Origin of the sequence: Acinetobacter sp. NIOH-H-8, from assembly GCF_046635365.1 — a bacterium.
Classification (GTDB): domain Bacteria; phylum Pseudomonadota; class Gammaproteobacteria; order Pseudomonadales; family Moraxellaceae; genus Acinetobacter.
In genome coordinates this window covers 1-12642 of the sequence record NZ_JBHDVN010000069.1, presented here as the reverse complement: position 1 = coordinate 12642, position 12642 = coordinate 1, and the positions used below count along the sequence as shown (strand labels likewise).

General features: G+C 35.9%; 12 protein-coding genes and 1 pseudogene. 4 read left to right on the top strand and 9 right to left on the bottom strand.

Annotated elements, in window-relative coordinates:
- Positions 1-141: 141 nt before the first annotated feature.
- The 4 genes from ACEWB7_RS15895 to ACEWB7_RS15880 form a co-directional block, all read right to left on the bottom strand.
- Positions 142-651 carry a hypothetical protein gene (locus ACEWB7_RS15895; protein ID WP_046206306.1) on the bottom strand — a complete coding sequence of 170 codons (510 nt, stop codon included), beginning with the start codon at positions 649-651 and terminating at the stop codon, positions 142-144.
- Positions 652-859: 208 nt separating this feature from the next.
- Positions 860-1477: a plasmid replication DNA-binding protein gene (locus tag ACEWB7_RS15890; protein WP_026040226.1), complete on the bottom strand. Its 618-nt coding sequence runs from the start codon at positions 1475-1477 to the stop codon at positions 860-862.
- A gap of 76 nt (positions 1478-1553) precedes the next feature.
- On the bottom strand, positions 1554-2453 hold the full coding sequence (gene repM, locus ACEWB7_RS15885; protein WP_004763517.1) for a replication initiation protein RepM: 900 nt from the start codon (positions 2451-2453) through the stop codon (positions 1554-1556).
- Between the two features lie 530 nt (positions 2454-2983).
- Entirely contained in the window at positions 2984-4153 is a 1170-nt protein-coding gene (locus ACEWB7_RS15880; protein ID WP_160124107.1) for a MobA/MobL family protein, read from the bottom strand.
- A gap of 306 nt (positions 4154-4459) precedes the next feature.
- Here ACEWB7_RS15880 and ACEWB7_RS15875 point away from each other — a divergent pair, with 306 nt between their 5' ends.
- Positions 4460-5242 (top strand): hypothetical protein, encoded by a 783-nt coding sequence (locus tag ACEWB7_RS15875; RefSeq protein WP_336024513.1) that lies wholly within the window; start codon positions 4460-4462, stop codon positions 5240-5242.
- Between the two features lie 292 nt (positions 5243-5534).
- Here the strand turns inward: ACEWB7_RS15875 and ACEWB7_RS15870 are convergent, their stop codons facing one another.
- Entirely contained in the window at positions 5535-5780 is a 246-nt protein-coding gene (locus ACEWB7_RS15870; protein ID WP_004282220.1) for a hypothetical protein, read from the bottom strand.
- 149 nt (positions 5781-5929) lie between these two features.
- Here ACEWB7_RS15870 and ACEWB7_RS15865 point away from each other — a divergent pair, with 149 nt between their 5' ends.
- Together ACEWB7_RS15865 and ACEWB7_RS15860 are read left to right on the top strand one after the other, a co-directional pair.
- Positions 5930-6154: a helix-turn-helix transcriptional regulator gene (locus ACEWB7_RS15865; protein ID WP_004676219.1), complete on the top strand. Its 225-nt coding sequence runs from the start codon at positions 5930-5932 to the stop codon at positions 6152-6154.
- 431 nt (positions 6155-6585) lie between these two features.
- The gene (locus tag ACEWB7_RS15860) at positions 6586-7056 is read left to right on the top strand and encodes a spore coat U domain-containing protein (RefSeq protein WP_313391045.1); all 471 of its coding nucleotides are present in this window, start codon (positions 6586-6588) and stop codon (positions 7054-7056) included.
- Positions 7057-7068: 12 nt separating this feature from the next.
- Here the strand turns inward: ACEWB7_RS15860 and ACEWB7_RS15855 are convergent, their stop codons facing one another.
- Genes ACEWB7_RS15855 through ACEWB7_RS15840 form a run of 4 tightly spaced genes read right to left on the bottom strand, consistent with a single transcriptional unit; the run spans position 7069 to position 11682 of the window.
- Positions 7069-8058 carry a spore coat protein U domain-containing protein gene (locus ACEWB7_RS15855; protein ID WP_411580960.1) on the bottom strand — a complete coding sequence of 330 codons (990 nt, stop codon included), beginning with the start codon at positions 8056-8058 and terminating at the stop codon, positions 7069-7071.
- On the bottom strand, positions 8049-10397 hold the full coding sequence (locus tag ACEWB7_RS15850) for a fimbria/pilus outer membrane usher protein (RefSeq protein WP_313391047.1): 2349 nt from the start codon (positions 10395-10397) through the stop codon (positions 8049-8051). The genes ACEWB7_RS15855 and ACEWB7_RS15850 overlap by 10 nt, the downstream gene beginning before the upstream one ends.
- 40 nt (positions 10398-10437) lie before the next feature.
- Positions 10438-11187, bottom strand: a complete 750-nt coding sequence (locus ACEWB7_RS15845) for a molecular chaperone (protein WP_411580959.1) — start codon at positions 11185-11187, stop codon at positions 10438-10440.
- Between the two features lie 24 nt (positions 11188-11211).
- On the bottom strand, positions 11212-11682 hold the full coding sequence (locus ACEWB7_RS15840) for a spore coat U domain-containing protein (RefSeq protein WP_411580958.1): 471 nt from the start codon (positions 11680-11682) through the stop codon (positions 11212-11214).
- A gap of 679 nt (positions 11683-12361) precedes the next feature.
- Between ACEWB7_RS15840 and ACEWB7_RS15835 the strand changes: the two are divergent.
- Positions 12362-12504, top strand: a pseudogene (locus ACEWB7_RS15835) (helix-turn-helix domain-containing protein); the annotation flags it as partial.
- Positions 12505-12642 lie beyond the last annotated feature (138 nt).

The window sequence follows — 12642 nt, the reverse complement described above, 5'->3', positions numbered from 1 at the left end:
CTTTTCGATGTAAGTTATGAATATATTTTACCTATTGGTAAAAATAAAGATATAAGACAAAAGATGAATACGTTAGGAATTCCGCGTAAAAACTACTAATTTCGTATAACCGCCATTATGTTAAATAACTGATTTCATAAATTAAAGATTTGGAAATCGAATCTTTGATTCAGCCTGTCTAATTTCATTACTAGTAAAAGAAATAGTTGTTCCTAATGAGTAAGCATAGATCCCTTGGATAGAATCATTAGATGATTCATATGAAATATAAAATCCATTATCAACTCGATCTATCCACTCAAAATTATTTTTATGTTTTTCAAAAAGATAATCACTTAATTTCTTTTTTACTTCTACATCATCTATATCAATTTCATAAGCAATAGAATGAAGTTTACCTTGCCACTCTTGAAGAGAAATAAATCCTACTGGTGTTTTTAATCTGTACCAGTTTGATTCTTTAATGAAATTTACTCCTGAGGTCTTTGGTTCTAAGCTGAAGTTAGTTTGAATATCTGAAAAATTAGAACCAATTTCAAATATAAAGGGCTCTAGTACCTTATTTGCGTTCAATGTATTGGTCTCTGCATGTGATAAATTATTGATAGAAGTTGAAACTAAAGCGACAACTAGCATTAAAGCTTTGAACATAATTAATTTTTAAAATTAAGATTCCCTAAAATTAACATAATACACCTTATACGAAATGCTGTATAATTATCCTTATAATTCAACGCTGTAGTTTCTAGTTTACAGCCCATCTTCCCCAAGGTGGGCTTTTTTTATGATTTTTCACGTTCCACGCCTATTCTTTGACCAGTGTTTCACGACTTTGTTCATATTAGTTAAACAATCGTGGTTAATCATAGGGTCTAAAAAAACGGCTCCAAAAGCCCCTTTTCTCCGGTTCCTGGTCAATGTGCTCCGGTACTGGAATCCGCTTATTTTCCACCTGCTCCGGAGTAGTCAATCCGTCATCTTTCGGCTGAGTTTGGATCTCTACTTCTACAGGAGTTTCTCTTGGTTGAGTAGTCAATACATCATAGTTCGACTCACTTTTTGACCTAGTATCTGTTGCTATATCTAATTTTGGGTCGATAGAACTAGTTGTATAAGCTTTTGGAGCTTCTAGTAGGCGTTGTATTGCTTCAATTTGCTCATCTTTAACGTGTAACTGATCATTCTTAGCTTTTAGTTCCTCACGTTGGAACTGCTCACGCTCATGAGCCTGTTCAAGCTGTTTTTGAAGCATGTAAACTTGCTGTTCTAATAGGTGAACTTCTGACAACTTTCGTGTTTCGGTTGTCTGTGAACTGTTTACATTTCTAGAAGGTTCACCAAAGACTCGAATAGCTTCGGAAAGATCAATTTTACCGTCACTATTTTTACTTAAATTACCTTTATTAACTTGCTTATAAATGGCTTGACGAGTTATTCCATAGAGGTTTGAAAGCTCAATAACAGATAGTGATTTCATCTTGTAATTTTGGTTGTCCATTATGTGAACTAAAATACATTAACAAACAGTCAACTGCTACATACACAATCGACCTTTATGCCTTAAAGCCTAAATTTTTAAGATGAGGAATAAGTTGTTTTTGTTTTATTGGATCTCGCAGCATATCTTTAATTTTAATAGCTAAGTCGTCATAACTTTCACCTTGTTGTGCTAGGTGAGATACTTCATGTAAGCGTGAAAGCTGATTACCGAACATATTAATTTGTGAATCTGTCAATTTATAAAAATTATTCTGTTCGGATTTATGCTCAATACTTTTTGATTTTTCTTTAAACGTGAAGTGAATGTGTGTGACTTTTCGACCTGTCTTTATTTGCTCGTAAGATACATTTAAAGGGCTATGTTCATTGATTTGAACTACAGCAGTATCAATAACCCATCTCTTTAAATCAGCAGACAATGGATATCTTTTCCCTAACTCCAACATACTTCTTAGAGATTCGATGGAAATCTCTCGTTTTCCTATGGAACGATATTGGCTTAGTAGCTCATAAATACGAATAGCATATGCGCTACTCATACCAGCAATGTCAGATAGCGAATACTTAGTGAATTCACGGCTTAGATTAGAAATGAACGGCAAAATTTCTTTAGAAAACCGAATTCCTACAACGCTTTTACTTTCTAAAAAGCGTATGGATTGAATCCATCTCATTTTGATTGACTCATCATCAATAGCTAAATTAATTGATCTGTCATATAAGCGGTTTACACCATCTTTTAGATCTCTATAAGCTGTTTTTTCATGAACCCCAAGTTTTTTTAAATCATCAATAGTTACGCGATAAATTTCATCATCTGTAATATCTTCAGCCCGACTAATCTTACTAATAGCTGCTAAGACAATCCGTTGTTCTGTTGAGCTGAGTTGATATGAAGCCTCAATTACTTGATTTGATTTAACTACTAATTCTTTTTTAGATGTACTCATCATTTTTAATTCGATAAACTAACTATGAGTAATATAATTCTCTCATAGTTGGTAGTCAATCCCTCATAGTTAAGTAGTCAATCCCTCATAGTTAGTAGTCAATCCCTCATAGTTAGTAGTCAATCCCTCATAGTTAGGAGCTGAAAGCCTTTCTGTTAAAGCCTTTCAGATAGCCTAAAAGATTTAAAAGATTTAAAATATATTAAAAAGGATAAGAATGAAAAATTGCCCTTGGTTTTCGCTACGCTCAAACTCTATTGAATCTCGCTTTCGCTCGATTCGTCGGGGCAATTTTTTGGTTAATACCATCTAGAATTTAATAAAAAGCAAAAGCAGTAGGAATTCGCTACGCTCATAATTTTTTTATCTTCGCTTCGCTCAGTCATGACTCAAAAATATCAAGTCGCTTTGCTCTGTACTTGAATCTTAGCGACAAAAGGGAGCTTGTAATCAGGGAAAAAACATAACGAGAATTTTGATTGCCTCAGTTCGCTCGTAGACACTCGCTCTGTAAATGCCTACAAGATTCATATTCAAAAACCAGGACCACCGTAATCATAATCATCAGATTTTGGCTTTGGCTGTTCGGATTGAACCGGTTGAGGGGGCTTATTTTGCATGGCTAATGGATACTTTGGCTGGCAATACACTTCAAATTCAAAGCATGGCGTTGAGTTATGCTCTGAATCCCTCAATTTTCGATTCATGTTATGAATGTTCCAGCCTTCTTGTTGCAATATAGGCTCTTGGGTTTTGATAATTTCACTAAAATCTTTTTCCAGTTTTTCCTTATTTTTCGCATTTTTGATTAAGTAATTCAGGTGATACATCACTTCCAATGATGAAAATGGATGGTTTTCAGCACTATAAAAATATTCATGTTGTTGATCTAATTGCTTTTGGCGTTCTTCGAGTTCTCGTTCTTGTTGATTGTGTTCCCGAATTTTTTGGATCTGAGCGAGATATTCCGCTGTCGCATTTTGTTGACCAACGCCTAGCTTAGGCTCAGGAAGATACAAAGTGCTGTGGATCTCGTTATATTTTTCATAGCTGTCTGCTGAAACCTGATTTTTGATGGTGATGTCCTGACCATCCAGTGTGTAGGTGACTGTAGGGCAGTGCTCGGCTAAAGCATCATTGAGGTGGTTTTCCCAGGCTTTGCGGATGTGCAATAAGAATGTGGAATAGTCTGCATGGCCATCCTGTAGCTGGATTTTCTTGGCACCGCCTTTGGCCGGATTTTGAGGATTGTAGCGTTTGAAATATTGTTCTGCTGTGCGTTCAATGCCGTCATCAGCTTTGAGGGAGAACATGAGGTGGCAATGGGGCTGTTCTTCGCCACTGAGACGCGATTTAACGTTGTGTATGGCGTATGAATGCGGATATTGCTGTGGAACTATATGTTTGTCAAAAAACGTCTCTATGAGCGTTTTACGCTGGTCTGGCGTGAATTCGTTTGGCAATGCGATTTCATACTCCATATAGACTTTGGCGTTGGCTCGTTCATACGTATCTGCTGCTTGCCAAAATTCGATAGGATCTTTAACGAAAGAAGGCATACAACGACCAGGTTCAATGTGTTCTACGGTTTCGTTGCTTGTTTTACGGATGCCTTCATATTGCATAAGTCTGGAAATGTAGAGGTAATGGCCAAGTGCATAGCCTTTATTTTTGCTTTTGACGCTGAAATGGTAGCTGGCCATGTTCACCTTTTTGTTGGTCTGGGACCGGTTTTTATGGAGTGAAACGAAATGAAAACCGCCCGGATTTGGAATGCCTGGATGGCTGAAAAATCCGGTTGAAGGGGGTCAAGGGGGAAGCGCCCCATTGCGTACTAGTTTCTCCGATTAGGAGAAACTGTCAAGTGCGAATTATTTAAAATAAAAATAAAAATTCTTTTCAAGAAATTTTATTTTTATTTTAAATAATTATTTTCAGACTGCCCTCTTTAAATATGGTAAAACCATATTTAAAGAGGTTGCAGTTCTGAAAATTAGGCGGCAGATGATATGACCCAGGAAAAAGCAAAAAAGCGTGGTAGACCAGCTCAACTTTTACAGATGGCAGAGTTGCATGCTTTTGTTGAGTTCTTATCAGAAAAAGATTCACGGACAGAATTGCAGAATCAGGTCATTGATGCGTTACAAGCTGAAGATTTTAATTTTGAAATGTTGTCTGAAGCTCAACAGATTCTGGTGAAAGAAGCATTAAAACCTTATCGTCAACATTTGAAGCTTCAGTTGCTGTTTGATGAGCTGTCTAAAAATCCTAGACAGACTGAATATGAAGAAAAGTTTTTGGAATTATATAAACGATATCAAAAAGACATTTTAGATCCAGCTGAAACGAATATCTTGAAAATAATGTGTATGCGTTATCTGAATTTTAAAGCTCAAAAGCTTGAATACAGTGACTTAGAGTTGTATTTGAGTCAGATCCAAAAAAAGGATGAAGGTAAAAAACGTAAAGCAGAGAATCAGCGTAAGTTTGAAGTCGGTGGTGGTGTTTTAAGTGCTTATAAAATCAAAAATGATGATGCGTTAGATACCGAAAACTTTTTAAAGCGGGTTCAGGCTGATCGCTATCTAGCTGGAAAACTCCGTCAAACAAAAATTTATCAGAAGGTATGGGCATCGGATCTTAATAATAAGGAAAAATTAGAATTACTTTTTGAGGTGCTCAATCAACTTGCACTATATGGTAATAAAGGTGAGACCGTAAAATTTGTGGACTTTGCTATTGAGGCAGCTCAGACAAAGCTAAAGCAAAAAACTAATTCAGTTGCCGAGTAATTTATATGTTTATCCTAAGTAGAAGTGTCCTATATGGAAGCTTCTACTTAGGGCTAACAGATGAATGTCGTATATGAGTTTTTATGTAAACTTGGAGTACACCCTAAAGTAACGTCATGGCAGCCCCAATCCTGAACCTAAAATCAATGTCTTAGAAGCCGTGGAACATCAATTTTTGTATGTTCAAAGAAAGTCTTAGATTTATACGTAACAATAAAAAGCCAGTTGTATGAACTGGCTGTTATTTGGGATTTACTTACCCATTTCGATTTTTTACCGTGCCTCTCATAAATTAACAGTCAAAGCTGAAGAAGTGTTCTGGGAAACAAGAAACAAAGGCTTTTTGAATATCGCTGTACTCACACTCAGGATGCTTCTCTAAATAACGTCGAGTCCAAATCAGTGTGGCTTCATAATCATTAAAGCACTGATCGAGTTGTAAAAAAATCCACAGTTCATGGGCTTTTTGAATGAAAAAGTCATTGATGATCATGAGAGCAATTTTCTTTTCAGTGTTTGAATCCGGGTATGAGTACATATTATATTTCTCCGATAATAAGGATAAATGGGTTAGCTGATAAGCTATTTATAACACATAAAAAATGTGTTTGTCACATTTTTTATGTGTTTTTTTAAGTTTTATGGTCTGTGTTATACTTCTAATTCAAACAGATTGTATTTATCACGATGCCATACGAAGAATTTCAAAGACTTATGGGGAAAGCAGGTCTTTCAATTAAGGAATTTGCAACCTTATTGGACATGAACCCAAACTCCATAACTAACTATAAAAAGATCGGAAAAGTACCTACTCATATCGCTGTTCTGGTTTACTTACTTTCTAGCATGAAAGATGAGGGTGTAGACTTTTACCCTATTTTTGAAAAAATTAAGTCGTATTCAAAAGACTAAAACTCTCGTTTGTTGATTGTTGTAAGCTGTTAGTGATGACGTAAAAAATGCCTGAAGTTCAGGCATTTTTTTGTTTCAGGGACTTATAAGCCTCGATAGAACTTTTCAATAAAGTATCGAGTTTTGAGAACCAGGGTGATCATCAAATTCTTATGTTCTGAGATCTTAGGTCGAGCAATCGATAAACCGGACATTTCTATTTGGGGGTTACAACTGAATTTCGCATAAGAGATTTTATGTTAAATCTAGCCTGTTTCCCTTTTTATTTTTGAATTGTTTACTAGATGGCAGCATAGTTGAGTAAAATCGAATAATATGATTAGAATCATGAAATTTAGTGCGTAATCCAGACTATTACTTTAAATAGTTACCTTTTTACTCTCTACAATTCAGATTAATATAATTATCTATATTGGATATAGGCACATTCAATGAAAATTTTTAAATATTCATTTGTAATTCTAGCTGTAGTTTCAGTCTCTGCTTATACCATGAGTGACCGGCAGTCCACACAGTTTCAGGTCAAAATGAAAGTCAATGAAATTTGTGATATCGGCACAGGTTCTACTTCTAATATAGATTTTGGTACAATTTCTCGTAATACCCAAAATATCCAGGCAACGGGAAGTTTAAATGTCTCGTGTACTAATGGTACGCCTTATAATATTTCACTAAATAGTGATGGCACACTAAAGAATACCCAGGATGCTTCCTTGAAGCTTTCATATCGACTTTATCAAGATGCATCTATGAGCAAAGAATGGGGAAACAGCTCTGAAAATCGTTTTTCACAACACGGTACAGGACAAACTCAAAATATTACCATTTGGGGTAAAGTGCCGGATACTAATGTTCCTGCCGGTCAATATACAGACACAGTCACCGCTACGATTACTTATTAAATATAGAGTTTTCTAATAAGTTAAAGTCACAGTAATGATATCGGAATATTTCCCTATACTGCTAATGCTTTGCGATGGGACGATCGCATAAACAGGGATAGTATGGTTGGTTATAGAATATAAAGTATCCGCCTGCCAAGCGTTTGAGTGACTTGGATCCTGATATAAGCTGTATTGAATATAACTTCCTAAAGAATTTTTCATACGTCTTTGTGATCCCAATGGATTTATACCATTATTTAAACTTACCTTCATATTGGTACTCGTTGGACATGCTAACTGAATAGTTCCTGAACGATATAAAGTATTATTCAACAGCTCCACTGAACCAAAATCTATATCTGATGCAAATAAAATCAAACAGCTATTTTCATAGTTAGAATTAACGACTATATAGTTAGTCGCTATATTATTTTGACTAGCTAGAGCTTCTAAATCTGAAGGTACTTCTAAGCCATAGCGATAAGCATAGTATAGCTTTATGGAAGTACTATTGGTTTTATAGGAGCCAGCAGGTACATTTTGTCCTGCAAGAACTTGACCATACATTTTGACTAATGTACTCGGACTTCCTGTATTAGCACCTACTTGAATAGACTGGCACTGAGCTGTATTTTTAGCGTCTGAGTTTGGTATCTTGCGTGTTCGTGCGACATCATAATATAAGTTATAATTTAGTAAGGAAGCAGGATAGTTATCATAGTTAATCATTGTGCGAGGATCTTTAGCCGCTGGATCTATACTATCAACTACCATACATATCTTATATGTCACGGGCTGACTCCAGTTTGAATTACATGTTACGGTAATATCCGTAGAAGCTGTCATCGAGCCTTGAATGTTTGCTGTGCCTAGGCTTAAATTACCTCCACTTACCCAGCAACTCTCTGCATAAGCAGATGAAGAGCATATGCTATAAGCTAAAAACAATAAGCTCATACTAGCTAAAAGCTTGATGAGGCCATAAGCTTTGATTCGGTTAAATTGATGAGTTATTGACATACCACCCTTCCTAAATCGCTAAAACCTTCAAGAGTGGAAACTTCAGGAAGATTCACTTGGCATTGCTTAAGCTCATCGCCAATATATAATTTATTATTTTTCACATCATCTAAATATACAATACCATCATGAGCTACAATGGTTTTAGGAGGCTGCTGTATTGATGGTTGAATATCCCAAACAGATTTACCCACTGCTAGATTCTCTCCCTGATCATCGACTGCCTGTAATTGAACGGATTTCACTTGATACATTGGAAAACGAACGAATACACCACTTGCCTGACGAGGTACAACATCTTGCTGTGTTGTTTCTATTTTTAAATTTATTGGTAGATTCAGGGTATCAACTGCTACACTATTATGCTGATATGGATTTAGACGATCTAATAGCAAATATCCTTTCTGATTAGTTTTACCAATTAAACGATTCTCCATACGCACCGGTACGCTAGCAATATTATCTGTTGAGACAATAGCAAATGAACCGTTACTCAAACGCGTGGGTAGTATCACGTCTTTTAGAATAACTAAACCTCCATTGACTGAGGCAAATGCACTGGTATTATTTTGTTGGTCTGATGCTGTATGTTGCACATTTAACTGTGCTAACCCATAGCGACCGAGATAGTCGATTTGCCCCTGAAATTGTGAGTATTGATCTGTACGATTGGCCATAGCTTGCCATCCCATCCCTCCCTGATCTTGATTTAGCGCATGCATTATATTGACACCAAACTGTTGGTTATCATGACTACGCTGTATTGATGCTGTGGCTGAGTTGCGTTGCGCCCAAGGGATATTAAGTGATAGATAGTAACTATCTTTTTTATTAATTAAATCATGACTATAACCTAAATTTATGTTCATACGTCGCGGCAAGATATAAGACCAGTTCAGCAATACAAACTTACTCTCTTGCTCTGTGTATTTTTGCTGGATATAGCTACTTCCCAACTGACCAATTTTAGTATTAAAACCTATATAAAATTGGTCTGACTTACTGGCAAATGCCGCATCATTCAAGCTGGCAATATCATTAAACTCACCAAACTGTCGTAGCCCATTATAATTTAAACTTATTAATGTAGAGTTCCAGCTATAACCTAGGCCTAATAATTGTCCATGTTGCTCAGGTATACGACTATAAGCATAAGAGAGATTAAGCTGTCCTGCACGTTTGCCTAATTGATAGAGGGTGCCTAGTCCTACCTGTTGCAATTGATCGGTCAATTCAGTATGTGTTTCCAGAGTAAGTTTATTTGATATTCCATAACGATAGCTCCCACTAAATACAGGATCTTGTGCATAATCAAATGAAGATAAGCCATAATTTAACTTTGGATAACCTACATTAAAAGACCAGTCATTTAAGCCTTGTGCGAGTAGGTTATTCGTACCATATAAGGGAATACTCAGCACTTGCTGTTGGCCATTAATATCTGTAATGATCATTTGTGCATTGCCTACACCAGTAATACTCGGTACTGATTGAATATCAAATTGCCCAGGTACTATATTTTCTGAAAACTGCTTAATACCATTAATTATTAGATCCACTTGTGAAGGTAATGCTACCTGACCTTTAAAACTCATTAAGGGAGTCGTCACGGTATAGGGTTGTAAAGCGAAATTTTTCGATAAGCTAAGACCACTCAAGCGAGTAGAGCGTGTCCATGACAGTGCATTACTTTGTGCATCACCTAAACGTAGTCTAAGCAATTGTTCTGGGATATCTTTTTCCCAATATGTATCCAGTATATGATGATTTATAAAGGCATTATCTTGATATTGGTAGTTACCAGAAAGGCTGAATACCCCACCAAAAAGCCCAAAAACACGAAATTCATTCCAACCATTTAAAGAAAATATATTCTCATGCTGCTGAGCAAAAGCAGTGTAATTGAGCAAGACACCTGTTTTTTCATGCAATGGATTAACTTTTGCAGCAGGCAGATGCTGATAGCCATATTGATGTTGACTGCTTAACAGTGTAATAGGTACTTGGATTGAAATTTTTTGATTGAGGTCATCATATTTATAGCTTAGCCCTACAATCTGATCAAGTGCGATATAGGGTACCTGATCAATTATGATTGGTGCTATCTCGGTAGTAATGGCGAAATTTTTTAAGGAAGCTACATCAATATAGAGTTGCTGATCTTGTTGTAAAAAATGACCAATTTGAATCTGTGCAGACTGATTTACTTCTACATCCAAATACAATTCCTGTTGAATCGCACTGTCTATATTATTGGATAAGTATTGTTCTGCAAATGTTGTCGGTGCTGTGACCAGCATCATTCCTGCAAGTATAAAATTGCTTGCTCGAACATTCAATGATCAGAAACTCCCTATACCACCTAAAGCTTATTCTGTATCAGGGAGATAATGGTAGAGTTTGTTCACGAAGATCCATATTAACTACAGCTATAAACTTTCCACCACGCGTAACATTTATATTATTTGGAATTTTCCATTGCATGCTTTTCCCACTAAGTACATAACCCATCAATCCCATTTGAATTGGTATTTTTTTGCCTTGCGCATCCATGTAGGCAAACTGACTAAAGCGCTTATAATGACTAGACTGATTGTTGATTGTTAGTGTTTGCGTATTATATTTAAAGCTCATACCTTGCAGGGATGTTATGCCTTGATCTGTATCATTACTGTCCGATACTTTTAAAAAAACAGGAATGGAATATTTGAGTAACAATTGTAGACCACTTTGTGCATCAGTCTGGGAGTTAGGTAATTCATCCACGATGAGACGATAAGCTTGTTCAGTCGTATTTGCTATTTGAGTATTGCGGATCAATCGAACCAATTGCCGTTGTCCGGCAGGAATGCTAATGACCATAGGACTAGCAATTAAATCTTTGGAGTTTGTTAAAATATCTTGTTGATTGCTTTGTGTCCAAGCGTTCACCCGTACTTGTGCACGAATACTCTCATTACCTGTATTGGTCAACCAAAGTTCTTTGACTTTTTCTTGTGGTGAAAATTCTAATAAAATAGGCGCAACTTGCAAACTGGCAGCATGCGCCTGTGTTATAAAAATACTAGCTGCCAAGATTCCTGCACCACAAATGTGAAATACATGAGAGAATTTGGCTGGCTTTTTCATGTGGACTCTTTACGATAATAAAAATTAATAAGTTACTGTAGCTGTGACGGTATCTGCATAGTTACCAGCGCGTACATTTGTAGAGCCAGATAATTTAGCAACTACAGGGATAGTCTGTACAATACCTGAACCAGTTGCAGAATATTGATTATTGTCGTTGTCCCACTCTGCTGTATCACTGGATGCTTTAAATAATTTATAAGCAATGCTAGACGTAGGGTCAGTCGTATGGGTCATTTTCCCACTACTAGATAAACCAACGCTGTAGGGTGTTTGACTGGTACAGGTTACACTTAGATTACCCGTTTTATCTGTTGCTGTGATACCACTATTTACTTGACCGAAATCGATATCTGTAGCACTGATCGCACATGTTGATACAACTTCAATTTTAACTTGGAAGGTTGCATCCGCAGCTTTAGTAGAAGCATTCGTCTGTCCAGCTATAAATAATCCAGAAGAAGCTAATAATGCGGTCGTGATAAGATTTTTCATATAAGGGCCTATAAATAATGAAACAGATGGTTAACTTTTTTTGAAAAAAACTTGCTATTACTTTTTAATAGTTTAATAAGAAATTTGACTACTAAAAAATATAGTGTGAAACATATCACATTTTATGGGGTTTTTAAAAATTATCGCTGTTTTTTTGAGCTATTTTATTATTGCTAATTTATATTTTTTCATTAGGTATACCTCTCTAAGTTTGATTAAAAGGTAAAAGTAAAAAAACCTGGCATCTTTCCAGGTTTTTTTACTTTTGCGGGCTTAGTGCAATTTGTATCTTACAGTGCATTCATAGTGCTTTTTTAATAACTATATAGAACTTCCTGTTTTGGCTTAAGAATTATACAAATTTTCTAGTATTCAGAATAGCTGCAAAGTACTGAGACTTATGTGAGTTAAAGAATACAAATGGCTTAAATTTCACCCATAATAGCTATTGAGAATTTCTGAACTAAGATGTGTAATAAATTACTAAGAACCGTATAATTTTAAATAACTCGAATTTTGCTTAAGCAAATGAGATCAATCATCTTGATGACTAATCCATAAGTTTGAACATAGAAAGTCTATGATTTGATAACACTAAAAACTGATTAGAATTAATCTGCTTTGTTCCATAAAGAATTTAAAAGTAAAGTTTCCCAAAATCACTCAAATTTAAGTGACAACTTGGGTAACCCAGGCAGAATTTGCTGAACGTTTGCATATCAGCGCGAGAACCCAACAAAGTTGGGAGAAAGGCCGTCATTTCCGACTGGTCCTGTAGCGACTTTATTCCGTATTCTGAATGCTCATCCAACTCTGATTTAAAAATTTTAAATAATAAAAAACCCCGGCATCCTGCCGGGGTTTTTTATCGTTGCTGATTGTGCTGTTGTACCCTCTGGTCCATGCGCAATAACTTATAATTTTTGTTTTATGTTATGGAACATCCTGTTCCTGATGACT